The 22,736-nt window shown below is 40.7% G+C and carries 26 protein-coding genes and 10 tRNA genes; 4 read left to right on the top strand and 32 right to left on the bottom strand.

Annotated elements, in window-relative coordinates; all coding sequences use genetic code 11:
- Positions 1 to 48: 48 nt before the first annotated feature.
- The 10 genes from HT717_RS07725 to HT717_RS07680 all read right to left on the bottom strand — a co-directional run bounded on the left by HT717_RS07725 (position 49) and on the right by HT717_RS07680 (position 5,520).
- Positions 49 to 636 carry a class I SAM-dependent methyltransferase gene (locus HT717_RS07725; RefSeq protein ID WP_049540500.1) on the bottom strand — a complete coding sequence of 196 codons (588 nt, stop codon included), beginning with the start codon at positions 634 to 636 and terminating at the stop codon, positions 49 to 51.
- Between the two features lie 32 nt (positions 637 to 668).
- Complete coding sequence (gene comGG, locus HT717_RS07720) at positions 669 to 1,082, bottom strand: competence type IV pilus minor pilin ComGG (RefSeq protein WP_049540502.1); 414 nt, start codon at positions 1,080 to 1,082, stop codon at positions 669 to 671.
- Positions 1,060 to 1,521, bottom strand: a complete 462-nt coding sequence (comGF, locus tag HT717_RS07715) for a competence type IV pilus minor pilin ComGF (protein WP_049540503.1) — start codon at positions 1,519 to 1,521, stop codon at positions 1,060 to 1,062. The genes comGG and comGF overlap by 23 nt, the downstream gene beginning before the upstream one ends.
- On the bottom strand, positions 1,484 to 1,786 hold the full coding sequence (comGE, locus tag HT717_RS07710; RefSeq protein WP_188110954.1) for a competence type IV pilus minor pilin ComGE: 303 nt from the start codon (positions 1,784 to 1,786) through the stop codon (positions 1,484 to 1,486). The genes comGF and comGE overlap by 38 nt, the downstream gene beginning before the upstream one ends.
- The gene (comGD, locus tag HT717_RS07705; protein WP_049540507.1) at positions 1,749 to 2,183 is read right to left on the bottom strand and encodes a competence type IV pilus minor pilin ComGD; all 435 of its coding nucleotides are present in this window, start codon (positions 2,181 to 2,183) and stop codon (positions 1,749 to 1,751) included. Before comGD ends, comGE begins: the two co-directional genes overlap by 38 nt.
- Complete coding sequence (comGC, locus tag HT717_RS07700; protein WP_049540509.1) at positions 2,146 to 2,469, bottom strand: competence type IV pilus major pilin ComGC; 324 nt, start codon at positions 2,467 to 2,469, stop codon at positions 2,146 to 2,148. The genes comGD and comGC overlap by 38 nt, the downstream gene beginning before the upstream one ends.
- Before the next feature lies 1 nt (position 2,470).
- Positions 2,471 to 3,487 carry a competence type IV pilus assembly protein ComGB gene (gene comGB, locus HT717_RS07695; RefSeq protein ID WP_173304918.1) on the bottom strand — a complete coding sequence of 339 codons (1,017 nt, stop codon included), beginning with the start codon at positions 3,485 to 3,487 and terminating at the stop codon, positions 2,471 to 2,473.
- On the bottom strand, positions 3,435 to 4,376 hold the full coding sequence (comGA, locus tag HT717_RS07690; RefSeq protein ID WP_049540513.1) for a competence type IV pilus ATPase ComGA: 942 nt from the start codon (positions 4,374 to 4,376) through the stop codon (positions 3,435 to 3,437). Before comGA ends, comGB begins: the two co-directional genes overlap by 53 nt.
- Positions 4,377 to 4,452: 76 nt before the next feature.
- Positions 4,453 to 4,818 (bottom strand): DUF1033 family protein, encoded by a 366-nt coding sequence (locus tag HT717_RS07685; protein ID WP_049540515.1) that lies wholly within the window; start codon positions 4,816 to 4,818, stop codon positions 4,453 to 4,455.
- 78 nt (positions 4,819 to 4,896) lie between these two features.
- Positions 4,897 to 5,520: a cysteine hydrolase gene (locus HT717_RS07680; protein WP_000483066.1), complete on the bottom strand. Its 624-nt coding sequence runs from the start codon at positions 5,518 to 5,520 to the stop codon at positions 4,897 to 4,899.
- 253 nt (positions 5,521 to 5,773) lie between these two features.
- Between HT717_RS07680 and HT717_RS07675 the strand changes: the two genes are divergently transcribed.
- The 3 genes from HT717_RS07675 to HT717_RS10060 all read left to right on the top strand — a co-directional run bounded on the left by HT717_RS07675 (position 5,774) and on the right by HT717_RS10060 (position 7,145).
- On the top strand, positions 5,774 to 6,334 hold the full coding sequence (locus HT717_RS07675) for a TetR/AcrR family transcriptional regulator (protein ID WP_020901063.1): 561 nt from the start codon (positions 5,774 to 5,776) through the stop codon (positions 6,332 to 6,334).
- A gap of 173 nt (positions 6,335 to 6,507) precedes the next feature.
- Positions 6,508 to 6,807 carry a hypothetical protein gene (locus HT717_RS10065; protein ID WP_031240797.1) on the top strand — a complete coding sequence of 100 codons (300 nt, stop codon included), beginning with the start codon at positions 6,508 to 6,510 and terminating at the stop codon, positions 6,805 to 6,807.
- Between the two features lie 20 nt (positions 6,808 to 6,827).
- Positions 6,828 to 7,145 carry a hypothetical protein gene (locus HT717_RS10060; protein ID WP_158475116.1) on the top strand — a complete coding sequence of 106 codons (318 nt, stop codon included), beginning with the start codon at positions 6,828 to 6,830 and terminating at the stop codon, positions 7,143 to 7,145.
- A 36-nt stretch (positions 7,146 to 7,181) separates the two neighbouring features.
- On the opposite strand, the gene HT717_RS07660 is transcribed toward HT717_RS10060, so the two are convergent.
- From HT717_RS07660 to tgt, 4 genes are all read right to left on the bottom strand, one after another.
- Positions 7,182 to 8,240 (bottom strand): zinc-dependent alcohol dehydrogenase family protein, encoded by a 1,059-nt coding sequence (locus HT717_RS07660; RefSeq protein ID WP_049540518.1) that lies wholly within the window; start codon positions 8,238 to 8,240, stop codon positions 7,182 to 7,184.
- Between the two features lie 161 nt (positions 8,241 to 8,401).
- Complete coding sequence (gene nagA / locus HT717_RS07655; protein WP_173304906.1) at positions 8,402 to 9,553, bottom strand: N-acetylglucosamine-6-phosphate deacetylase; 1,152 nt, start codon at positions 9,551 to 9,553, stop codon at positions 8,402 to 8,404.
- A gap of 151 nt (positions 9,554 to 9,704) precedes the next feature.
- Positions 9,705 to 11,522, bottom strand: coding sequence for an acyltransferase family protein (locus tag HT717_RS07650; RefSeq protein ID WP_049540134.1), 1,818 nt, complete (start codon positions 11,520 to 11,522; stop codon positions 9,705 to 9,707).
- Between the two features lie 100 nt (positions 11,523 to 11,622).
- Complete coding sequence (tgt, locus tag HT717_RS07645) at positions 11,623 to 12,765, bottom strand: tRNA guanosine(34) transglycosylase Tgt (RefSeq protein ID WP_001285237.1); 1,143 nt, start codon at positions 12,763 to 12,765, stop codon at positions 11,623 to 11,625.
- Between the two features lie 116 nt (positions 12,766 to 12,881).
- On the opposite strand from tgt, the gene HT717_RS07640 reads away from it, so the two are divergent.
- Positions 12,882 to 13,739, top strand: coding sequence for a DUF975 family protein (locus HT717_RS07640; RefSeq protein ID WP_049540135.1), 858 nt, complete (start codon positions 12,882 to 12,884; stop codon positions 13,737 to 13,739).
- 26 nt (positions 13,740 to 13,765) lie between these two features.
- Here HT717_RS07640 and pcp read toward each other — a convergent pair whose 3' ends face one another.
- The 18 genes from pcp to HT717_RS07550 all read right to left on the bottom strand — a co-directional run bounded on the left by pcp (position 13,766) and on the right by HT717_RS07550 (position 22,712).
- Entirely contained in the window at positions 13,766 to 14,410 is a 645-nt protein-coding gene (gene pcp, locus HT717_RS07635) for a pyroglutamyl-peptidase I (RefSeq protein ID WP_049540137.1), read from the bottom strand.
- A gap of 115 nt (positions 14,411 to 14,525) precedes the next feature.
- On the bottom strand, positions 14,526 to 14,885 hold the full coding sequence (locus HT717_RS07630; RefSeq protein WP_049540139.1) for a DUF1304 domain-containing protein: 360 nt from the start codon (positions 14,883 to 14,885) through the stop codon (positions 14,526 to 14,528).
- A gap of 10 nt (positions 14,886 to 14,895) precedes the next feature.
- Positions 14,896 to 15,321 (bottom strand): MarR family winged helix-turn-helix transcriptional regulator, encoded by a 426-nt coding sequence (locus HT717_RS07625; protein WP_049540141.1) that lies wholly within the window; start codon positions 15,319 to 15,321, stop codon positions 14,896 to 14,898.
- Positions 15,322 to 15,527: 206 nt separating this feature from the next.
- Entirely contained in the window at positions 15,528 to 16,694 is a 1,167-nt protein-coding gene (locus HT717_RS07620) for a LysM domain-containing protein (RefSeq protein ID WP_049540143.1), read from the bottom strand.
- A 165-nt stretch (positions 16,695 to 16,859) separates the two neighbouring features.
- On the bottom strand, positions 16,860 to 17,480 hold the full coding sequence (locus tag HT717_RS07615; RefSeq protein ID WP_049540145.1) for an HAD family hydrolase: 621 nt from the start codon (positions 17,478 to 17,480) through the stop codon (positions 16,860 to 16,862).
- Positions 17,481 to 17,483: 3 nt separating this feature from the next.
- On the bottom strand, positions 17,484 to 18,764 hold the full coding sequence (locus HT717_RS07610; RefSeq protein ID WP_049540147.1) for an MATE family efflux transporter: 1,281 nt from the start codon (positions 18,762 to 18,764) through the stop codon (positions 17,484 to 17,486).
- A gap of 60 nt (positions 18,765 to 18,824) precedes the next feature.
- The gene (gene thrC / locus HT717_RS07605) at positions 18,825 to 20,309 is read right to left on the bottom strand and encodes a threonine synthase (RefSeq protein ID WP_049540149.1); all 1,485 of its coding nucleotides are present in this window, start codon (positions 20,307 to 20,309) and stop codon (positions 18,825 to 18,827) included.
- Between the two features lie 75 nt (positions 20,310 to 20,384).
- Positions 20,385 to 21,662 carry a glutamyl-tRNA synthetase gene (locus HT717_RS07600; protein ID WP_049540150.1) on the bottom strand — a complete coding sequence of 426 codons (1,278 nt, stop codon included), beginning with the start codon at positions 21,660 to 21,662 and terminating at the stop codon, positions 20,385 to 20,387.
- Between the two features lie 106 nt (positions 21,663 to 21,768).
- Positions 21,769 to 21,852: transfer RNA gene (locus HT717_RS07595), tRNA-Leu, on the bottom strand.
- Between the two features lie 9 nt (positions 21,853 to 21,861).
- A tRNA-Gln gene (locus HT717_RS07590) sits at positions 21,862 to 21,933 on the bottom strand.
- Between the two features lie 13 nt (positions 21,934 to 21,946).
- Positions 21,947 to 22,019: transfer RNA gene (locus tag HT717_RS07585), tRNA-His, on the bottom strand.
- Between the two features lie 14 nt (positions 22,020 to 22,033).
- Positions 22,034 to 22,104, bottom strand: a tRNA-Trp gene (locus HT717_RS07580).
- Between the two features lie 4 nt (positions 22,105 to 22,108).
- Positions 22,109 to 22,189, bottom strand: a tRNA-Tyr gene (locus tag HT717_RS07575).
- A gap of 12 nt (positions 22,190 to 22,201) precedes the next feature.
- Positions 22,202 to 22,274, bottom strand: a tRNA-Phe gene (locus HT717_RS07570).
- A gap of 3 nt (positions 22,275 to 22,277) precedes the next feature.
- Positions 22,278 to 22,351 (bottom strand) — tRNA-Met (locus HT717_RS07565).
- Between the two features lie 10 nt (positions 22,352 to 22,361).
- Positions 22,362 to 22,451: transfer RNA gene (locus tag HT717_RS07560), tRNA-Ser, on the bottom strand.
- 82 nt (positions 22,452 to 22,533) lie between these two features.
- A tRNA-Ile gene (locus HT717_RS07555) sits at positions 22,534 to 22,607 on the bottom strand.
- A 34-nt stretch (positions 22,608 to 22,641) separates the two neighbouring features.
- Positions 22,642 to 22,712 (bottom strand) — tRNA-Gly (locus HT717_RS07550).
- Positions 22,713 to 22,736 lie beyond the last annotated feature (24 nt).

Here is a 22,736-nt window from a genome sequence, read left to right as displayed (position 1 = left end):
TCAAATTTCCCTTCTTTTTTCCATCCTTATAGAAAAATCACTCCCTGACTAGGCGAGTGATTTTTGGGCTACTGTTAAAAAGAGTTCTGAGTAATTTCCTTGAAACAGGTCTTCAGCGCTATAGAGAATCTGACTATGCACCGATGAAAAACCATGATCAATTAGCTTGTTTTCCAGTTCACCTAAATCAAATCCATGATGGTTAGCTTCTGTCTTGGTAAAATCGGCAATAAGGAGTCGCCCATCTTCCTTCAAATGCTGATGAAACAGTGAGAGAGCTGCATCCAAATCAGGCATATGATGAAGAACCCGACTAACAACAATGCAATCAAACTCTTGCTTCAAGGGATTTTTCAGTAAATCTTGCTCCAAAAACTGGATATTCTTGATGTCTTGCTGCTCTGCTTTCAAACGAGCCTGCTCCAGCATTTTCTCAGAAATGTCTACAAGAGTGACTGACTTAGCCTGCTTGGCTAGGGGCAAAGCTAATAGACCCGTCCCACCACCAAAATCCAGAATTTCTTTGTCTGATAGAAGATTAAGCTGTTTCTCGACCGCTTGACAAACCAAGTTTGCAAGAAAGATATTTTTAGGGGAATCGAAAGTTTCTGCTTTGTGGTTAAAATCATGTTTCATGCTTTTAGTTTAGCACAAAGTAGCTTGATTAGCTAGGAATTCTCTTTCTTTTCAGGCTTCTTTTCCGATTTTTTCCTCTCTGCTTGATCACTTGAATCAGTCGCTGCCTCTTTCTTTTCATCTGTTTTCTCTTCTTTGATTTTGACTGAAGGAAATAGGAACTCATATTGGCTCTTAGGCGTGTGAACCCTTGTCACCAAGTTTGTTTTCTTATTTTGATAACTCACCTGACCCAGATTAAAGGCCTGTTCTCCACTTTCTTGTTCAGCTTTATCCTTGGTTCGCTTGGCCATGGCAAAAGCGATTAACTTTTCTTTATTCAAAGCATAGTCTTGATAGTGGGCGACTTGTCGGTTCAAGTAAAATTGCAACAAAAGACTAAAGATGGCTGCCATGGTGACTGCATAGAGGAGAACTCCCGCCTTAACTTTTTTCTTTTTCCACACGATAGATGAACTCCCTTTCTAAGCCTTTTTGAAACTGGAAACGAAAACGAACCACTTGATTGTCCTCTGTAATTTGAGCTGATTTGAGTCCATAAACCATAGGTTGATAACCCCGTCCACTGGAATCGGTTTTCCGAAAATCATCTGATTTTGACTTACCTATCGCAATTTCCTTACCATCCTGCTTCATATAGAGGCGATTTCCCTCCACTTTTTCGAACTGCGAACGGTCTAATTCTGCCTCTAGCTGATCTACAAACAAGAGCCACTCTTTTTGCTCGCTTTGTTGCTGGTAGCGAACTTCTGAAATGAGTAGCTGACTCATGGCTTGAAAGAGGAGTAAGCTTCCACTGATGACAATGAGAGCAATCAGGGATTCCAACAAAGTGAAAGCCTTGACCTTATGGCTCTTTGATAGCCAACAACTGTTCTGAACCATGATAAACCTCCAATCCCTTTTCACTAGAAAACACCTGAATCTCCACTCCGTTTATGTTTACCTGATTTTGACCTGTCTGCAGGGCCATCTTAGCTACCCTAAAGACTTCTTCCTTTTGCAAGATTTTTGCTTCTTCTTGCCTATTTTTCTGAATTTGTCCCAAAAGAAGGGTAGCAATACTGGCAAAGATAGCTAGAGCGACTACTGCTTCCAGTAAAATCACTGCCCTAATTTTTTGTTTCCTTAATGCGTTTAATTTTTCCATTTCCTAGATATAATTGATAACGAATTGCTCCTTTACTGGTCTGAAATTCAACCTTAGCTAGGGACGAATTGCCCCCAGCTCGGTCAAATGTAATACTTTGGCCTGATGGTGCTTGAATGCCTTTAGGAACTGTCAACTTTTGACTGCCGTTACTGATCGTCTGCCCATCTAAGTTTAGACTAGTCTTTTGCTGACTGGCTACACTGCGTTTTTGGGTTTCCCGATAGAGTTCTTCAAACTCCATAAAGAAAATCTGCTCCTCTACCGCCGCAAAAGTAGACTGAACAGAGCCAGACAAGCCCAAGGCAATCATACTCACAAGACCCAAAACCAAGAGACTTTCCAGCATGGTAAAGGCCTTAATCTGAAACACTTTGACTGGTACCTTGTTTAGCATGGTATTCTTTATAGGCCTTAGCCTGTTCTTTTGTGATTCGCCCATCTGCTTGTAACTTACTTAGGCTAGCATCTTCATTTTTATCTAAGCTATAAAGCTCTGCCTGGCTTTCCACCACCTTAACAACAGCAGCTTTTCCTTTGTCATTGACCGCCTCTTTTTGCTTGGTCAAATTAGGTACAAAGAGCAAGAAAAGCACGCTGATGATGAGCAAAACCACCAACATCTCCACAAGTGTGAAAGCTTTAACCTTAGCTTTTTTCAAGAACGTCATCATTTTTTTCATTTTAAAAATTTACCTCCATATTTTGATACATAGGCATTAACATTGCCGCATAAAGTAAAACGATAATCAATGCCACAAAGATAAAAACCAGTGGCTGCACCAAATTCATGGTGCGGTTGACTCGGGTAAAAAAGGATTCCCAAGTTTTTTCAGCGTAGATTTCCAACTCACTACCCAGCTTGGACTTGACTTCTCCATACTCGATGATGAGACTCAATTCCTTCCTAAAGAAAGGATAGGTTGCTATGGTTTGAGAAAATTCCTGACCATTTTGTAGGGCTTGAGACAGATCTTGACCGATTTCTCTAAAGAGTTGGGAACCTTGTTCCTGCATGATTTGAAAAATCTGCGTCAACTCCATCCCTTGAGAAATCATATTGCCCCATTCACGCGCGTAATAAGCTGTCAAATAGGTTTGCACAAAAATTCCAAAAAAGGGAAGGCGTGCTAAGATAGAAAAGACCCGCATCTTAGAACTTCTTTTATAAAAAGTTAGTGCTAAAAGGACACCTACTGAAACAAACCCTACCATGCCTAGAAAAATTTGTGGCAGATTGCCAATGATTTGGGTAGCAATATTGCTACTATCCAGTTGTGGTAGTAGATAGTTTCGCAGTCCCAGCATAATTAAGAGAAGAAAACCCAGCAAAATCAAAGGATAGGTCGCTACTTCAATTAATTTTTTCTTGACCTTGGCCAGATTGTCTAGATATTCTTCTATCTTTCCCAAACTCAGGTGGAGATTCCCATGAACTTCAGCTAGGGATAACTGAGTGACAATGGCACTTGAAAAGCCCAAACTTTCCATCATTTCTGAGAATGATTTCCCCTGAGACAAACCTGTGCGCATCTGGGTCACGCACTGCTTGTCCAACAAGGCACTCCTATCTAGAAAGGAGATAGTCTCCACCAGATGAAAACCGCTGGAAAAGAGATTGTTAAACAAGGTGATGATATTTTTTTGCTTAGCTGTAGCTAATTTTTTCCGTCTCAGCCTGAAGACTTGTGATATGTCCATCTTTAAGAAGCTGGTCAATCTGTTCATTCCAGCTAGTTGGCTGGTGTTCTTGATAGTCTTTGTTTGCAAAGTCAACGATTCCTCCTCCCCCGATTAATCTCTGGTAGCAGACTCCTTGCAGAACGACCGCTAATTCCTCCTCACTCACACCCAACTCCAGTAGGCGTTCATAAACACCTCGGATACTCTTGGCATGAATGGTTGAAAAGACTGTCGCCCCTGTCAGACTGGCTCTAACCACTGCACGCGCCGTCTCGCTATCTCGAATTTCTCCGATGATCAAGAGGTCAGGACGATGACGTAAGGAAAGCTTGATGAGATTTTCATAGGTTAGTCCAATCGCCTCATTCAACTGCAACTGTAGCATATCCTCTTGTTTGATTTCTACCGGATCTTCAATGGACATAACTTGTTGTCCCTTAAAAAGAGACTTGGCTAATTCGTGCATCAAGGTCGTCTTACCACTGCCGACTGGACCAGCAAAAAGATAGAGTCCCCGTTGCCTGTACTGCTTGCCCAGTTCTTCAATATCCTGAAACCAAAAATGCAAGTCCTGTTCCTCATCGTGCAACAAGCGAATAACTAAACTCTCATGGCCTCGATAATCGCCTACGGTAGATAAACGTAGGGACGCCATCTTCTGGTCATATTCATAATCACAGGAACCTAGCTGACTACGTCGCTTTTCTCCCACATTCATACCCGCCACAAACTTGAAATGACTGATAACGGCCGCAAATTTTTCAAAATCATAGCAACCAATTTTACAGCGCTCGTCTCCCACCCTCATATGAAGCTCATAGGCATCTAACTTAGGAACAAAATAAATGTCTTGCGCCCCTTTTTTCCGGGCCGAACGAATGATTTCTTGTGCAATTTCTTGAACCATACTTACCTCCTCACCTATACTATTCGCAAAGAGTTGGAAAAAATAAAAAAGCAACTCCAAAAAAGTTACTTTTTCTCTATTTTAATTTCATACGGCAAGAACGATGCCTTTCCTGACCGGTTTGTTTTTCATAGCCTGGGCGTAGTTTTTCATCTGGGATAACCTGCTCATCCTGCAAAAGAGCCAACGAATGGTATTGTTGTAAATACTCATCACATTCATCACACCAGCGTCGGTCTTCTGGGTCCCAAAAAATGGTCATCAAGTCACTTCTGCTTTTATAAAGAGGAGACTCTTGTTCCAATCTAAACCAGCAAGTTTTGTAGTATTTGAGAGCATCATAATACTGGTCAAATTTTCTACTTGCTACAATATCTTCTTCCCAACCTTCTAAGAACCACCAAGGCTCACAATCTCCGTACATTTCTATAACACGATACATATTCATTCATTCCTTTGTACCGTATATTATAACCAATTCCGCCAAACAAGGAAAGAAATATGCTCATTTCTTATTTATCTAAAGTTGAGCGATAACTTCCTCAGTTGTCAAAACTTGGTTGGCAATGTAGCCGTAGTTTGTCAGTGCAGCTTGGTAGGCTTCTTCACCTGGAGCACCGACAGCATCGTTAACAACAATGACATTGTAGCCTAATTCTATGAGTTCACGCATGTGTGAATCCACGCAGAGATTAGCATTCATACCAGCCAAGATGACGGTGTCGATACCATTTTTGCGGAGTTGAAGGTTAAGGTCGTTGCTTTCTGGGCCAAAGATTTTATGTCCGTTGACAACAATAGTATCTTCATCCAAAAATGGTTTAATCTCTTCAATCATATCTGCTCCAGAGCCTTCTGGAATTGCTGAATATTGACTATCACGCCAAAACATTTCGTTTTCAATCATCATCGTTTCACCAGCAGCTTTAAATTGCCACTTGTGATCGTGTGGATAGAAGTAGTGCGGTGAGATAAAACGCTTGTAGCCACGCTCTTTAGCAAGAGCGAAAAGCTTTGTCAGATTTTCAATAGTATTAACTTTTTCAAGAACGTCTTTAGTTGCTCCGAATCCTTTACCAGTATGTTTTAGGAATTCAACTTGTGGGTCTGTGATAACAAATGCGACATTTTTCTGATTGAACATGAGGTTCCTCCTAATATGATTTGATTAACAGCCAATAGGAATTTAGACTGTTAGTTTGATGATTTTCCAAATGGTAGTTTTAGTTATATACTGACCGTTCGGTACAATTATAATAACATCTAAAATTGAATTTGTAAATCAATTTGCTCAGAACAAAAATTTTAATGATAAAACAGTGGCAAAAGGTGGTGGTTTCAATTGTTTGGTCTCAGACTCTGAATCTGCTATAATAGGAAAAAAGAGAGGTGAGCAGATGAGCGTTAAAGAGCGTATTTTACAAAGTGCTGAGGAATTGATTTATCAGAAGGGTTATGTGGCCACCTCCATCAGTGACATCATGGAGGCAGCTGATGTTGGCAAGGGGCAGCTTTATTATTATTTCACATCTAAGAAGGAAATTGGTTTGACGGTCATTCAAGATATTTTAGCAAATTGGCGAAAAGAGCTTTTTGAAGATATTTTTGAAGCAGACAAGTCTGACAGTGACAAGTTTTCGGATATGATTGACTGGGTTTATCAATTTCATGAAAGTCAGACGGTCTTTTATGGTTGCCCAATTGGTAATCTGATTGTGGAATTGTCCACAGAAGATGAGAACTTCCGCTGTCCTCTCAATGATTTTATGACCCAGTGGACAGAGAAGTTAGCCAGCCTCTTGCAAGACCTGCATGCTGACTGGTCAGAAGAGCGGGCACATTTGCAGGCCCGTCAAGTCATCTCCAGTATTCAAGGAAGCATTGTCATTCTCAAAGTCAGCCAAGACATCCAAGTTTTGGAAAATAATATGACGGATTTGAAAAAGAATTATTGTTAATTTTTAGCCGAAGAATTAAAAGTATGTTAATTTATGGATTGTGGTTAAGAGGTAAGAATGACAACAGATATTAAAACTGAAATTGGTCATAGAGTAAGACAGGAACGTGAACGTCACAAATTGACGAGAGAAGAGGTCTGTGGACAGAATCTGACTTAATAATCAAACAGCTGATGCGTACTGAGCTTGGGCAATCCTTGCCAACAATTACTAAGTTACAATATTTATCTAAGCGATTAGAAGTTCCGATAGATACTTTTCTTGAAAATAAAGAACTAGCTCTTCCTGAGGAAGAGTTGCTGAGTCTAGACTTGATTGAAAGAATATTAGACTTGATAAGAACAGGGACAGGTAGTTTCGCTGAAGATATTTTTGATGATTATTTTAAGCAAGTTTACACATTCAATGATTTACTATTAATTGATTATTTTGCTATGCAATGTCAAGACTTGATTTATAGAAGAGAGCATTAGATAATTTTCGGATTAAGTTGTTGAAACAGCAATTAGTTAGTGATGAAATGTATAATGTAGAGCTACTATCAGTTCTTTGTGCCATAGCGGGTGTTTATGTTGTTCATAATGACTATAAGCATATGATATCTCTAGTAAAAAAGATGAATGAAATTTTATCAGTAACAATGTTGCAAGTCTATAAACCTGGAATTTCAGTATTTGAAGCTAAGTGCTATCTTTATTTTGAAAATGATAAAAATAAAGCAAAGGAACTTTATCACTCAGCAACTATACTAGCTGAACAATTTGATGATAAAGTATTTGATAAAAAATCCAGCCATCTGATGGATGACTGAATTTGATTTTCGAAGAGTATAAAATCTTTTTACTATCTAGGCTTCTGAGATATCGTTTTCGATAATGACCTTAATGGCATGGTGGTCTGCTGCCTTGCTGAAGACTTCGTAGGCTTTTTCAATTTCACTGAGTTTGAAATAGTGAGTTACCAATTTTTCTGGTTCAATCTTATGACTTTCAAGTGCTTTCAACAATTGTGGAGTTGTATTTGTAGATGCCAAACCAGTTGTTACATTGATGTTGCGAATCCAAAGTTTGTCCAAATCGAATTCAACTGGTTTACCATGTACACCACAGTTGGCAACTGTTCCGTCTACACCGATAATCTTTTGACAGAAGTCAAATGTTGCAGGAATACCAACAGCTTCGATAGCAACATCTACACCACGACCATCTGTCAAATCATAAATTTCCTTAATGGCTTTTTCAGGGTCTGAAGAATTAACCTTATGAGTCGCACCAAATGATAAAGCAGTTTCCAAGCGGTTATCGTCTAAGTCCACCATAATCAATTTAGCTGGTGAATAGAATTGAGCTGTTAAAAGAGCAGCCAATCCAACTGGACCTGAACCAATAATGGCTACGCTACAACCAGGTTCTACTTTCCCTTTCAAGACACCAATTTCATATCCAGTAGGCAGAATGTCTGATAGCATAACCAAAGTTTCATCTGACAAATCTTCTGGAGTGTGGTAAAGAGTGTTATCTGCATGAGGGACACGTAGGTACTCAGCCTGCGTACCATCAATCAAGTGACCAAAAATCCATCCTCCCTCATCCTCACAGTGGGCATAAATCCCTTTTTTACAGTAGTAACATTTACCACAGGCACAGACACAAGAAATCAAGACCTTGTCACCTTTTTTGAAGTTAGAAACTCCTTCTCCAACTTTTTCAACAATCCCAATCCCTTCGTGACCAAGAATGGTACCACTTTGGCAAGCAGGAACATCCCCTTTAATGATATGGAGGTCTGTCCCACAGATAGTTGTTTTAACGATACGAACGATAGCGTCTGTTGGCTTGCGAAGAACTGGTTTTTCGACATCGACAAAAGAAGCAAGTCCTGGTTTTACATAAGTATAGGCTTTCATAAAGCACTCCTCCGTTTTTTATTTGTACTATTTATAATGTAATTGTAAGCCTTTTCATTTGTTTCTTCAATCTTTTTTGTGATTTTTTTAACTTTTTTGTTTACCAGTAAAGTACCATACATAAAAAAGCAGAAGCTAGTCTCTAACTTCTGCCTTCTCTCTTATGCTTGATAACGTTTCACACCGTCTAGGTAGGTTGCTACCAATTCCAAATCTTTATCTAGTACGATAAAGTCCGCATCATAACCTTCACGAATTTGTCCACAGACATCGTCAATATTAACAGATTTTGCTGGGTTAAGGCTAGCCATCATGACCGCTTCGTGTGGATTTGCAATACCCCACTCGACTACATTTCTCATACCATCTTTAAGTTTGAGGATAGAACCTGCCAAATTACCAGTAGATTTGAGACGTGCAGTTCCATTTGCTACTACAACAGGGAATTCTCCCAACATATAGTCACCGTCTTCAAGCCCACCAGCTGTCATACAGTCCGTAATAAGAGCGATGTTTTCTGTCCCCTTTTGCTTAAGTAAAATCTCACAAGCTTTTGGATCTACGTGGTAACCATCACAAATCAATTCTGCGTAAGTATGTGGGAGCTCATACATAGCTCCTACCATACCTAGTTCGCGGTGTGTTAAACCACGCATCCCATTATAGGCATGTACCCATACACTAGCTCCAGCATCAACTGCCTTCTTAGCTTGTTCAAATGTCGCATCTGAGTGTCCAAGTGCAACTGTCACACCTTCACCTGTAATAGTACGTACAAAATCTTCCACCCCATCACGTTCTGGTGCAATAGCGATTTTATTTAGCATCCCTTTTGCAGCATCCTGCCAAGAATGAAACTCCTCAACACCTGGGTCTCTCATATATGTTGGATTTTGTGCCCCCTTAAAAGTTTCTGTGAAATATGGACCTTCAAAATAAATTCCACGAATTTTCGCTCCACTTGCTTCTTGGTAACGAGCACCAATATTTTCTGTTACTGCAAGTAATTGTTCATAAGAGGAAGTCAAGGTTGTTGGTAAGAAGCTGGTCACTCCCATACTGAGGAGTCCTTCACTCATGGTATGAAGGGTACCTTCGATGTTATTATCCATGACATCCACACCTCCAAATCCATGAATGTGGGTATCCACAAGTCCTGGAGCAATGCTATAACCTGTATAGTCAAGCACCTCAGCTCCTTCAGGAATCTGCTCTACATGTTTCCCAAACTTGCCGTCCACAAGTTCCAAGTAACCACCACGGCGAACTCCATGTGGGTAGAAAAACTGATCCGCTTTAATATAATTAGGCATAATGTTAACCTCCTTAAAAGATTGATTCCAAAATTTATTATGTCAATTACATTATAAACCTTTCTTTTTTATTTGTAAATGGTATAGACCTATTTTCTGGAGATATTTTAAAAGAGCTGGATTTTTCCAACTCTTCTCTTTTTAATACAAGTTATTTTGATTTAACTGGTTTATCTTGAGCTGTCTGCAAGGCTGTAGCAATGGTATCTGCATACAATTTTGCTCCGGCTTCAATAGTACTAGTGTCACTTCCGAAATGGACTTGGTCTGTTCCTGCCCAGATTTCTGGATGTTCCTTAGCAACTTGATTCCAATCAGCAATCGTGACATAAGGTGTCTTCTCTGCTAATTCTCTCATATAGGCAGCCGCCTTCTCAACGATGGCATAGGTCTCTTTTGTCTTATCTCCCTCATAAGGAGTCACCAAAACCATATGGTGTCCCTTAGGAAGATTTTTCACGATACTGTCCCAATCGTCCTTGTAATTTTCAGGATTATTTACCCCAGTTGCAATGACCACCATCTTAGGTAAAAATTTATTCTGGCTATTGTTTAGCATGATTTCATTTGCAGTCTTGGTTGTTCTACTAACTTGTGCATTAATCTGTGCCCCAGGAAGAGCTGTCTGCAGAGCTGTATTTGCCCTTAGAGCCACCGAGTCACCAATTAACATAGTGCCATCAGCAATTCCTAAACTATCAGCTTCTGCTCGTTCTGCCATCACCTTGGTCTGGCCAAGATTGGTTGCAGCTTGCTTCAAGCCATTGACAGTTAAATCTGTCTCAAAAGCTCCAACTTGTGGAGCCAACAAGGTCACCGTGCAGACAATGATGGTCAAGATTCCTGTACTTGTTGCAAGAATTGCGTGAATATAAGGCAGGGGACGAAGAGTTTGTAAAACAGGTGTGTTCTTTCCTGCAATCCAAGGTTCCAACACATAAAATGATAGGCTAGCAAAGCCATAAGAACAAATCAAAGTCAGTAACACAGCAAAAAGATTTGATGTCAACTGTGAGAAAATGATATAGAAAGGCCAATGGAAGAGATAAACTGCATAGCTAGTATCCGCTAAAAAGCTGATAATCTTTGGTTCCTGCATATTAGGAGTCTTTTCATGTAAGACACGCACTGCCAATATCATAGCAAGAGCTGCAAGACTGGCAAACAAGAAGCCTATAAGATAGGCAAAAAGATAAGTGAATTTGACAAAGAAGGTCAAAATGAGTAAGAAGCTAAAACCTCCTCCAAAAACTAAAAGAGTCTTGCGTAAATCCCAGATTTTATCCAACTGCTTGACGAGGGAAGTCGTCTGACGAACGCCTACAATCGTTGCTAGAATACTTCCCAAAAAGAATGGATAGACATGAGTTAAACTGGAGAAATAAACAGAGGAATAAGAGGTTACTAGAAAACTACCAATAAACATGGAGAAGAAACTAATCAAGAAGGCAGCAGCTGATAAGAGAAAGACCATCCCTCTCAACTGACCATTTGATCTGGACTGCTTAGATAAGAACCAAACTGCCAGTCCCCATAGAATATAGTAGTGAACCTCAACAGCCAAACTCCAGTTATGAACAAATAAATGAGGAATGAACTGAGATTCATAACTCCCACCTGTTAACATTTCATAGAAGTTGGTCATAAAACCAAGGACACCAGCAATCTGACCACCAATTCCAGCCACATAATCTTGGCGAACCAAGAAAGTAAAAGGCATGGTTACCAAGACCATCAAAACCACAGGTGGCACAATCCGATAAAAGCGTCTCCTAAAAAATCCAACCAAATCAATCTCATGATTTTTAGAAAATTCTTCGATGAGTAGAGCCGTAATCAGGAAGCCTGAAAACGTGAAAAAGACATCTACCCCGAAAAATCCTCCAGGAAAGATGGTCTGAAAGAAATGATACAAGAGTACCAGGAGTAAACCTGTAATCCTAATCAAGGAAAACCATTTAATGCGCATACGAGTTTATTCTTCCTTTCGTTATACACTTTATTCTATCAAAAAAAGAAGAAAAATCCTAAGAGAAAACTTAGGATTTTTAGCTTATATCAACTCCATTTTAGAAATTACGGCCTGACTTATTATAGCCATATTTTTCAACAAAATACTCACGAAATTCCAAAAGATTGTCATCCATAATGGCTTGTCGCACTTGCTTCATCAGGTTAAGCAAGAAGTAAAGATTGTGGTAGCTAGTCAAGCGGATACCGAAGGTTTCATCAGCCTTGAGCAGGTGACGAAGGTAGGCGCGTGTGTAATTCTTACATGTGTAACAATCACATTCAGGATCTAGTGGCGTAAAGTCCTCAGCAAACTGAGCATTTTTTACAACCAAACGTCCCTGACTGGTCATACAAGTCCCATTACGAGCAATTCGAGTCGGCAAGACACAGTCAAACATATCTACACCACGAATCACCCCATCGATCAAGCTATCTGGTGCTCCCACACCCATCAAATAGCGAGGTTTATTTTCAGGAAGCAGTTGGGTTGTAAAGTCCAAAACCGCATTCATCTCTTCGTGGGTTTCTCCCACTGCCAAGCCACCGATAGAGTAGCCTGGGAAATCCATACTGACAAGGTCGTGAGCTGATTGGCGACGCAGGTCTTCAAATCCTGCCCCCTGCACAATCCCAAATAATCCTTGGTCATGTGGACGACGGTGAGCCTTCAAACCACGCTCAGCCCAACGGCTAGTACGCTCGATTGATTTCTTAACGTAGTCATAAGGTTGATAAAACTGTGGACATTCGTCAAAGGACATCATGATGTCTGAGCCCAAATTGTTCTGAATAGAAATTGCTTTTTCTGGCGATAAGAACATCTTAGAACCATTGAGATGGTTTTTAAAGGTTACTCCTTCTTCTGTGATATTACGGCTATCTGCTAGAGAATAAACCTGAAAACCACCACTATCCGTCAAAATTGGCTGGTCCCAATTCATGAACTTGTGGAGACCACCTGCGCGTGCGATGAGTTCATCTCCAGGACGAAGCCAGAGATGATAGGTGTTTGACAGGATGATTCCTGAACCCATCTCCTTTAACTCTTCTGGCGACTGAGTTTTGACAGTAGCTTGAGTCCCAACTGGCATAAACATAGGTGTCGGGAAAGTGCCGTGGGGGGTGATGATTTCGCCCAGACGAGCTCCCGTGTGTTTTTCTTTCTTAATCAAACGATATTTGATTGGTGAATCTGACATTTTTTACCTCCGAAGCTGGGAAAAACAGTCCCAGTTCATACTTTGTGCCCAAGGGCATACTGTATGATTTTATCAAAAAAAGCTGGAACTGTCACGAACTATGGTATAATGAGAGAATGAAATACCCAAAAATTGATTTAAAAACCATTCGTCTGCAGGCCAGACAATTTCAGGCTGAAAATCCCCGCCTCTTTCTCGTCTATCTCTTACCTAGCATGCTGGTCATCTTGTCTGGCTTCCTTAATCCCTTAGAGCGCATCAACGAGTCTATTTTAGAGCAATCCTTTTTAAGCGTTCTTGGTCATGTATTCCAAGCCTACCTTTTTCCACTATTAGTCTCCTTTATCGGAACGATTCTCCTGACCAGTTCAGTCTATACAACCCTGAAACTCATCAAGAATCCTGATATAGAACTAACCGTCAAAAATAGTCTCACTCTCTTTAACGAAGAGCACTTTTCACAAACCTTTTTGACCCTCCTCCTCAAACGTTTCTATCTCTTCTTATGGAGCATTCCTAGTTTGCTTGGAATTTATTTCCTTTTTTACAGTAGCTTTCTTGCAAAGAAATTCGTTGCCCTCCACCCTGAGTTTCCCAATCTAGATTTCACGTCAATTGAAACAGAGCGCTTCCTCATGACCTTTGGTCTCTACTTTCTAGCAAGTATCCTCTTGATGATTCTCGGAAATAGTCTCTATATTCCACAATACTATGCCTATTCTCAGGTAGAATTTCTCCTCTGCGACACTCTCGACTTGGGACAAGCCAGACCAGGACAAATCCTTAAAACCAGCCGTTTCCTGATGAAAGGTTACAAGTTTCAGCGCTTTGTCCTAGACTTACAACTCCTTCCTTGGTACTTCCTCAATTGGATTACCTTTAGAATTGCTAGTTTTTCACTCCTACCCTATATTCAAATCAATAAAATAATTTTTTACCGAGCAGTATTGGCTCGAAAACGTCCAAAAGCTTGAAGGATTTCCCCTCAAGCTTTTTTCTATCAATGAGTTTCTCCTCCTACCAACTTGAGGTCCTCATCCCCATATTCGATAATAGCGCCGATTGCCGCTTCTATCCCTCGCCTAATGTCAACTAAACTCATAGCTGGGGTAGTCGGTCTATTCACCACCTGTTCCATCATATAAGGAATATGCATAAAACCTGCCTTAACATGTGGAAATTTCTTTTCTACCAAATAGAGGGCCTGATACATCAAATGATTGCAGACAAAAGTTCCTGCCGTATTGGAAACAGAGGCCGGCAATCCCTCTTTTTTTATAGCTTGAACCATTGCTTTAATCGGTAGACTACTAAAGTAGGCCGGAGCACCATCTGGACGAATAGGAAGATCAATCGGTTGATTGCCTTCATTATCAGAAATCCGTGCATCGTCTTGATTAATGGCCACTCGTTCCGGTGTCAAGCTAGTTCGTCCACCTGCTTGACCAATACAAAGGACAAAGTCAGGTTGATAACAGTTCATCTCTTCTTCCAATACATGGGCCGATTTGTGAAAGACTGTCGGCACTTCTAGCCAACGGACCTCAGCACCATAGATTTCAGCTGGTAAACCTTTAATGGCCTCCAAGGCTGGATTAACCTTTTCCCCTCCAAAGGGCTCAAAACCTGTCACTAATACTTTCATTTCCAACTCCTTACAAACGATTCCATGAGATTCTTTTCTTAAAAATAAGTATAACATATTTCCCTTATTCTGGAGTGAAAAGGACTAGCGAGGCTAGGATTGATCTTTGAGTTTATTAAAAGAATAAAATACTAATCAAGGCCAAAATAGCTGGACCACCTTGCTTCAAAATAATTTTCTTATCTGCTGTAAGAGAGCCATAAGCCGCAGCACCAATCACAAACAAGACAAAAATAGTCACAATTTCTAAATTCTGTGAGAAATAAATTCCATACAAGAGAAAGACTCCTAGCAAAGCATTATAAATCCCTTGATTTTTAAACAATGAACTTACTGACGGACGAGCCAGTTCTTCCTTGTCCATGTTAAAGACACGACTGGTTGCATCTGATTGCATTGCAATACTTTCCAAATAAAAAATGTAAAAATGCTCCAAAGCAACAATCGTTGCTAAAATGATTGTAATAATTGACATCTATTTCTCCTTAAATTTCTATATTTTCAATACCCAAAACCAATTTATTTAATAAACGGCTGAGTTCTGTTCTTTCGGACTCTGTTAAGATACTTTCCATCGCTTCCTTAACCTTGATATGTTGCAGAGGGGGATTCACCACTAACTGCTCCTTGGCATACTTCGTAGCCTCTACCAAGACTTCCCGCTGATTTTCAGGATTACGATGACGCTCCACCAAACCTTCCTTTTCCAAAATCTTGAAATGCCGTGTCAAAGCAGCCTGATCAATTTTTAAACGCTCCTGAACCGCTATTTGATTACAAGGGGAATGCTTCAGCAAAAATAATAAAATCTGATACCGTGTCAAACTAATTCCAAGTCTTTTTTCAAATAATTGCGTGCTCGCTTGCTCAGACAAGCGGAGTTGATACAGTAAATCTTGAATCTCTATCATTTCTTCCCTCTTATATATTGATTTATCAATAGTTGATAAATCAATTATGTCATAAAGTAAAATAAATTGCAAGAATTATGCTTAACTCATTACAAGATGGTGACTCTCCATTTTCCATTCAAATTGACAAAGAAAAAACGAACGAGACTCGCTTCCTAGCACGAAAGCTAGATCTCATTCGTCAAAATGATATTACAAAGTCTGGTTTATCCATTCATTGAAACGTGAACGTGGTCATAGTGATTTTCTGTCACGCTACCACGGTCTGGCATTGGGTTCCAAGTATTAGCTGGTCCATATTTGCTATCGAATGGAGCATAGAAACGTTGTTTCCAGATGATGTAACTAATGCCACGGCTAGCCATGTTTTGAATAGCATATTCCGCAATCTTATCCCCTAGTTCTGAGCCTTCTGGTACCATAAAGTCGATAGCCAAACCTTTTCCGTGATCTCCACTGTCTCCTGGACGGTAACCACTAAAGGATGTGATGCCAAACAAGTTGGCAATTTCTTCTTTAAAGGCAGCCGTCTGTGGTTGAAGACCTGCATTTTCAGATTTTGCTACTGCCAGTCCAGCATAATCAGGCGCAGCTGGAGCTGCGTAAGTTGTTGAAGCTGTTTTTGTCTCTTCTGGTTGATAAGTAGAAACTGCTGGTGTAGCTTCACTTGATGCTACTTCTTTTACTTCTTCTGAACTTGTTGCAGTTGTTGCCACTGTTGACGCAGCCTGAGGACTGGCTTGTGTTTCCTCTTTCTCAGCTGGCGTCATTGCCTGAGGAGCTACTTCTTCAACTGGACTAGTTGTTTCAGCTGTTTGTCCCTCTGGCGTAGTAGAGTCTGTAGATGGTGCCACTTCTTCTGTAGCAGTCACTGTCTCTGCAACTTCTGAATTTGATGCTACTTCTTTTGTACTTGTAGTTTCTACCGCTTTTGGAACTTCTGCAATCGGTTGAGAAAGATCTGCAACCTGAACAGTTTGATCATCTACGGTTACTTGATTGGTTGTCAAATCCGCTGTCGCAGTTGTCACTTCTTCACTAGAGTCTGCTTGAGGAGTTTGGATTTCAACTTCTGTTACTTCTTCTGATTCATTGACAGTCGTTATCAAAATAGTTTCTGGGAAAATCAAGTCCATATTAGTGATTTTATTCAAATTCGCAAGAACTGTGACATCTACACCCAAGGCTTCTGCAATGGTGCTCAAGGTATCGCCATACTGAACTGTATAACTTGTTTTGTTGTCCGTTTTAGTCAAATCATTTTGGATTTGCTCAACACTACGTGCAGTCCAAAGAACTTCTTCTGCTTGAGTTGCCAATACTGGGGCAAATGACAAGGCTACTGTTGACGCTAATATTATTCTTTTCTTCATTCTTTCAAATTCCTTTCAAATGAGTACCTGTCTATGATAACACAAAAAATGCAGAAAAAAAGCCCTCCCGGGCCTATTTAACAGAACTGTCTATTCATTGTAACAAACTCGGTTACTTGAAATAGTTTGTTAGGTCTCTGTCACAAATCTGACACAATCTTCTCGTTACTTGCTCTCAAAAATATGAGGAATATCTGTTAGCGACTGAATCCTGTGATTCCCTTCATAAGACGACTCTAAAAAGTTGATACTTTGAATCTCACTATTCTGGGCGAATTCCACATCCAGAGTCCGGTCCCCTATATAATAAGTCTTGTCAGAATCCAACTGATACTTGTCTAACAGATAGGTAGCCGCTTCTGGACTGGGCTTCCGCGCAAAGCCACTCTGACTGGTTAAAATCTCTGTGAAATAGGATTCCAATCCCAAGTCTCTTAGAATGGTAAAAGCATTGTCTCCCTTATGAGTGTAAACAAAGTTCCGAATCCCTACTTGGTCTGCCCAAGCCAACACCTCACGCGCACCTGGCATCAAAACTACCTGGGCATTCTTCTCAGCAAGACTCTGGGCACGCACCTGATTTAGCACTTCCACATCCAGTTTTCTCTCTTCTGCCACCTGCACAAGCAAATCCTGCACAGAAAATTTAAGGATAAACTCTCTCACTTTCTCCTTATCATAAGGAATAGAAAACTGAGCAAAAGTCTCCTCAATCCCTGATAAAATCTCTTCGTAAGAGTCCAATAAAGTCCCGTCTAAATCCCAAATAAAAGCTGTTTTTTGCATTTCCTATCCTTTCAAGCTCATATAACGCTGGTAACGGTAGCGTAGAAATAACCAACGAAAACCATTATCCAAAAGAGTTCCTGCCCAAATACCAGGCAAGCCCCAACCAAGAACAATTCCCATCAGATAGGCTGTCCCAATGCGAATACACCACATTCCTATACTTGTCGCATAAAAGGGAAACCGAGCATTCCCCAAACCCTGCCAAACTGCCGTATAAATAACTGTCCCTGTCGCCATGGGAGTACCAAGTAGTGAAAAAAGTGTCACTAGAACACTAGCCTCAACCGCTAGAGGATCAGTCGTATAGAGATGAGTCAGTGGTATTCCTAAGGCATAGATACTAAAGGTCAAGGGCAACATGAGAAAAAGAGAGAGCCAAAAGGTTTGCTTACTCAAACCAGCTACTCTTTTCCAATCATCCTCCCCAACTGCTCGGGCTACCAACATAACCGTTGCCGTAGCAACGCCAAAGGCTGGCATGTAGTTAAACTGGGTCAAGACTTCTCCGACCGCATTTCCAGCCACTGCCTCCGTCCCAAAAGAAACGACCAAGGCAATGATCACTACATCTCCAGCCCGCATCATAAGTCTCTCTCCAGCTACTGGTAAAGCCAAAGTCAGTAAATCTTTATCCAGTCCAAAAGTTGGCTTCGCATAAGGCAGTTTTAATTGTGACCACAAAATCACAAGACCAACCACACGAGACAGAATAGTCCCCCAAGCAACACCCGCTATCCCCATATCAAGGATAAAAATAGCTAGGCTAGAAAAGAGAATATTCAAGGCATTTGACAAGAGACTAACATAAAGAGGCAGACGTGGATTATGCGTTGCACGAATCAAGGCTCCCAAACTCGTCATCAAGCCCAAAAGAACAATCGATCCGCCTACCAAGGATAGATACAGTCCACCACTCTCAGCTACATCTCTCTCCGTTCCCAAGAGTCCAATCATCTCTTGCCCAGCGAAGATGGACAAAGCTCCTAAAAGGAAACTTAATAGTAAAGTAATTTTCAACGCCTCAGTCACATGATAGGCTAGCTTAGACTGATCCTTCTGCCCCAAACTTTTTGAAATAACACTAGAAATAGCTGCCCCTAGAGCAATGAAAATCGCCTGATAAATAGTGATAATATTGCCAGCTACTGATACACCCGAAATAGCTATCAATCCTGAATGAGCAACCAAATAACTGTCCACCATTCCCATGAGCATCTGCAAAAAGTTTTCACCCATAGCTGGTAAGGCAATATTAAGAATGTCTTTATTTTTCTTAAACAATCTCTCCTCCTGATGAAAAGAAACTCAGTTGGTTTCCCAACCGAGTTTACTCCCTCTGTCTTAAAGTCCTAGATAAGCTTCAACCGCTGCTTGCATGTCAGTAGCTGCCACAGTTGTCTTGTGACGAACTGGAGCTGTTTCAAGGCCATCAACCGCTGGTGGCACTGCCACTCCTGAAATGTCATGTAATTGAGCCAAGGCTTCAAAATCAGTTAAACCTGCTTTTCCTGTTACAGCCTCTACTGCAACTACTGGGAACTTGTATGGACTAGCTGTTGAAGCAATCACTGTCTTAGTCGCATCATCAGTAACCGCTTGGTATTTTCTATAAACTGCTGAGGCAACCGCCGTATGTGGATCCTCAATATAAGAATCTGACTCATAAACACGCTTGATTTCTGCCGCTGTTTCTTCCTCAGTCGCATATTCAGCTGCAAAGAGCTCCAGAATCTCTACATCAAAATCAGTCAGTTCATATTGTCCTTGTGTATTCAAGGCATTCATGAGTTCAGCCGTCTTAACCGCATCATTCCCCAAAAGATGGAAAATCAAACGCTCCAAGTTTGAAGATACCAAGATATCCATAGATGGACTAGTTGTTACTTTAAACTCACGTTTCTTGTCGTAAACACGTGTCTTGAAGAAGTCTGTCAAAACATTGTTGTCATTTGAAGCACAGATCAATTTACCAACTGGCAAACCAATTTGCTTAGCATAAAAGGCAGCCAAGATATTTCCAAAGTTTCCTGTTGGTACTGTGAAGTTGACCTTATCACCAGCCACAATCTCACCAGTTTTGACCAACTGAGCGTAGGCATAAACATAATAAACAATTTGTGGTACCAAACGACCAATGTTCATAGAGTTAGCTGATGAAAATTGCAACTTGTTGGCCGCTAATTTTTCACGAAGGGCTACATCGTTAAACATATGTTTCACGTTGGTTTGTGCATCGTCAAAGTTACCATCAATAGCAATAACATGAGTATTGTTGCCAATCTGAGTGGTCATTTGTAGCTCTTGTACCTTGCTGACACCATCTTTTGGATAAAAGACGATAATTTCAGTACCTGGAACATCTGCGAAGCCTGCCATAGCAGCTTTCCCTGTATCACCAGATGTCGCTGTCAAAATGACAATCTTGTTCTCCAAGCCATGTTTCTTAGCAGCAGTCGTCATAAAGTATGGCAAGATAGACAAGGCCATATCCTTAAAGGCAATCGTTGAACCATGGAACAGTTCCAAGTTGTATTGCCCGTCTAATTTCACCAAAGGCGCTATAGCTGGAGTATCAAACTTGCTATCGTAGGCATTGTTGATACAGTAGTCCAACTCCTCAGCTGTAAAGTCATCTAAAAATGCTGACAAAACAAGCTTAGCAACTTCCTGATAAGAAGCATCTTTCAATTTGTCAAAGTCCAAATCTACCTTTGGATAAGTAAGCGGTGTAAACAAACCACCGTCCGTCGCCAAACCTTGCAAAATGGCTTGGCTGGCAGTTACTGTATTGTTGGCATCACGCGTTGATTGATAAACTAATGTCATTACTCTCTATCCTTTATCTATAGTCTCTTCCATTATATCATGATTTTTCAGAAAATTCTCCCTTTATAAGAGAAATTATAGTCCCAATTCTTCTTTCAAAGGCTCTAAATAAATCATTTCTTGTTTATTTCTCATCTTCAGTCCTTCATCAGCTAGCAAGAGTAAGTCTTTTGAAAACTCTATAATCGCTGTTTCTTCCTGATCTGTAAGCTTTTTCTTAGAAAATTGTCGCCTTAAAAATTTGTAATTTCTCCCAAATGCTTTAAAGAAAGGTGCTGTTTCTAAGTAAGCTTCTAACTTATCTAAATTAACCAACAATCCCAAGTGAAAAGCTGCAGAAGCAAAAGTCCTATCAAGAGGCTGAGTACACACACTACGAAACTCAACAGTTCCTCGAGTCGTTAAGTCTTGGTATTGGTAACTACGATGAGTTTCAAAATCCTTCTCCTTAGGGTAAATAAGAACCTCATCCCCATTCAGAGTAAATGCCTGGATTTCAGGCATAGGCAAATAATCCCTTGCCTGAACCGGATAAAAATAATAGGTCTGCCCATTACGTTCCGCAGTAAAAATTGCAGAATGAGCTAGATAGTCAAAAAAATCCTCCTCATCATCAAAGAGTCTAGCATTAACCCCCACATTCTCTGTATAGATACCATGCATGGATTCTTCCCAGAAAATATCCCTTGAAATTTTCGTATCCCAATCTGCACCCGAAAATTCAGAGTTCGCAAATAAATAAGCCTTAGCTGCTTCAATTTGAGTAAAAGTATTAATCACCCGTAAGTAGTTGGATTTTGAAATATCCAGCTGAACCTGACTCCCACAGATAAAAGCACCATATTCAGGGAAATGATGCAAGTCTGATTTAGTCACATTTCTACTCAAATTCAAATAGTCCATCAACATCTGATAGCGTGGGTAAGAAACTGGACAATTCTCATTTTTATCCCAGTTGGGATGAATACCACAGCCAACAATAGCATGATTGGATTCACTTAATTTACTCTGAATTACATCCATATAATTATTAAAACGATTCTCGACCTCTTGAATCGTTTCAGCCTTACCAAATGCAAACTCAATCGTCGTATAGGAAACTTCAAACAAAATCGCATCCTGACTTATCGGATCCACTAACTGGATAGGATTGTCAAAATCATCTACCTTTTCTACAGTGAAATCCAGAGCGGAAACTAAATAATGAAATAGATCCTTTATAATTTCAACATTTGTAGCATCCCCTTCTAAACTTGCAACAGGATACTCCAACTCAATTCCGATAAACAATTCAGGATTTTCTTTAATATTTTTCAAATACCGATGTTTTAATAAATCGATAGAACGAGACATACTATCTTACTCTTTCTTAATCTAAATAAAATTTGAATAACTACTATTATACCAAAAATAATATAAAAAAGGAACGAAGATTAACTACGTTCCTAACGCTATACTATACCGGCGGCCGGGGTCGAACCGGCACGTCCTTGCGGACACTGGATTTTGAGTCCAGCGCGTCTGCCAATTCCGCCACGCCGGCAAATAGTAACTGGGGTAGCTGGATTCGAACCAACGCATGAGGGAGTCAAAGTCCCTTGCCTTACCGCTTGGCTATACCCCAATAATATAAAATAGGCGAGTGATGGGGATCGAACCCACGCATGCCAGAGCCACAATCTGGTGTGTTAACCACTTCACCACACCCGCCATAATTCTATTAACACGGGCAGTAGGAATTGAACCCACACTGAAGGTTTTGGAGACCTTAGTTCTACCTTTAAACTATGCCCGTAAAATGGAAGGGGAGGGATTCGAACCCCCGAACCCGAAGGAGCGGATTTACAGTCCGCCGCGTTTAGCCTCTTCGCTACCCTTCCAAAATATATAAATGGCGCGAGACGGAATCGAACCGCCGACACATGGAGCTTCAATCCATTGCTCTACCAACTGAGCTACCGAGCCTTATTGCGGGAGCAGGATTTGAACCTACGACCTTCGGGTTATGAGCCCGACGAGCTACCGAGCTGCTCCATCCCGCGTTAATAAAAAAGGAGGATGTGGGATTCGAACCCACGCACGCTTTTACACGCCTGACGGTTTTCAAGACCGTTCCCTTCAGCCGGACTTGGGTAATCCTCCAAAATAGTTTATACGGGAATAAACCCGTGTCCTCTTAGTGAAAAGATAATATTTCAATCCTCTAATAATGGACTAAACACTATGGGCACGAGTGGACTCGAACCACCGACCTCACGCTTATCAGGCGTGCGCTCTAACCACCTGAGCTACGCGCCCAAGTTAAAAACTTGGTACAAAGAACAAAGTTCAAAGCGGGTGACGAGAATCGAACTCGCGACAACAGCTTGGAAGGCTGTAGTTTTACCACTAAACTACACCCGCTAAAATGGGAGTTAACGGGATCGA

Origin of the sequence: Streptococcus sp. 959, from assembly GCF_013277075.1 — a bacterium.
In the GTDB taxonomy this organism is placed as follows: domain Bacteria; phylum Bacillota; class Bacilli; order Lactobacillales; family Streptococcaceae; genus Streptococcus; species Streptococcus pseudopneumoniae_C.
This window is presented reverse-complemented; position numbering and strand designations above follow the sequence as displayed.

Excerpts from the sequence above, each read along its gene's own strand:
- HT717_RS07725 (WP_049540500.1), bottom strand. The coding sequence starts at position 636 with ATGAAACATGATTTTAACCACAAAGCAGAAACTTTCGATTCCCCTAAA.
- comGF (WP_049540503.1), bottom strand. The coding sequence starts at position 1,521 with ATGGTTCAGAACAGTTGTTGGCTATCAAAGAGCCATAAGGTCAAGGCT.
- comGE (WP_188110954.1), bottom strand. The coding sequence starts at position 1,786 with ATGGAAAAATTAAACGCATTAAGGAAACAAAAAATTAGGGCAGTGATT.
- comGD (WP_049540507.1), bottom strand. The coding sequence starts at position 2,183 with ATGCTAAACAAGGTACCAGTCAAAGTGTTTCAGATTAAGGCCTTTACC.
- comGC (WP_049540509.1), bottom strand. The coding sequence starts at position 2,469 with ATGAAAAAAATGATGACGTTCTTGAAAAAAGCTAAGGTTAAAGCTTTC.
- comGB (WP_173304918.1), bottom strand. The coding sequence starts at position 3,487 with ATGGACATATCACAAGTCTTCAGGCTGAGACGGAAAAAATTAGCTACA.
- comGA (WP_049540513.1), bottom strand. The coding sequence starts at position 4,376 with ATGGTTCAAGAAATTGCACAAGAAATCATTCGTTCGGCCCGGAAAAAA.
- HT717_RS07685 (WP_049540515.1), bottom strand. The coding sequence starts at position 4,818 with ATGTATCGTGTTATAGAAATGTACGGAGATTGTGAGCCTTGGTGGTTC.
- HT717_RS07680 (WP_000483066.1), bottom strand. The coding sequence starts at position 5,520 with ATGTTCAATCAGAAAAATGTCGCATTTGTTATCACAGACCCACAAGTT.
- HT717_RS07675 (WP_020901063.1), top strand. The coding sequence starts at position 5,774 with ATGAGCGTTAAAGAGCGTATTTTACAAAGTGCTGAGGAATTGATTTAT.
- HT717_RS10065 (WP_031240797.1), top strand. The coding sequence starts at position 6,508 with ATGCGTACTGAGCTTGGGCAATCCTTGCCAACAATTACTAAGTTACAA.
- HT717_RS07660 (WP_049540518.1), bottom strand. The coding sequence starts at position 8,240 with ATGAAAGCCTATACTTATGTAAAACCAGGACTTGCTTCTTTTGTCGAT.
- nagA (WP_173304906.1), bottom strand. The coding sequence starts at position 9,553 with ATGCCTAATTATATTAAAGCGGATCAGTTTTTCTACCCACATGGAGTT.
- HT717_RS07650 (WP_049540134.1), bottom strand. The coding sequence starts at position 11,522 with ATGCGCATTAAATGGTTTTCCTTGATTAGGATTACAGGTTTACTCCTG.
- tgt (WP_001285237.1), bottom strand. The coding sequence starts at position 12,765 with ATGTCAGATTCACCAATCAAATATCGTTTGATTAAGAAAGAAAAACAC.
- HT717_RS07640 (WP_049540135.1), top strand. The coding sequence starts at position 12,882 with ATGAAATACCCAAAAATTGATTTAAAAACCATTCGTCTGCAGGCCAGA.
- pcp (WP_049540137.1), bottom strand. The coding sequence starts at position 14,410 with ATGAAAGTATTAGTGACAGGTTTTGAGCCCTTTGGAGGGGAAAAGGTT.
- HT717_RS07630 (WP_049540139.1), bottom strand. The coding sequence starts at position 14,885 with ATGTCAATTATTACAATCATTTTAGCAACGATTGTTGCTTTGGAGCAT.
- HT717_RS07625 (WP_049540141.1), bottom strand. The coding sequence starts at position 15,321 with ATGATAGAGATTCAAGATTTACTGTATCAACTCCGCTTGTCTGAGCAA.
- HT717_RS07620 (WP_049540143.1), bottom strand. The coding sequence starts at position 16,694 with ATGAAGAAAAGAATAATATTAGCGTCAACAGTAGCCTTGTCATTTGCC.
- HT717_RS07615 (WP_049540145.1), bottom strand. The coding sequence starts at position 17,480 with ATGCAAAAAACAGCTTTTATTTGGGATTTAGACGGGACTTTATTGGAC.
- thrC (WP_049540149.1), bottom strand. The coding sequence starts at position 20,309 with ATGACATTAGTTTATCAATCAACGCGTGATGCCAACAATACAGTAACT.
- HT717_RS07600 (WP_049540150.1), bottom strand. The coding sequence starts at position 21,662 with ATGTCTCGTTCTATCGATTTATTAAAACATCGGTATTTGAAAAATATT.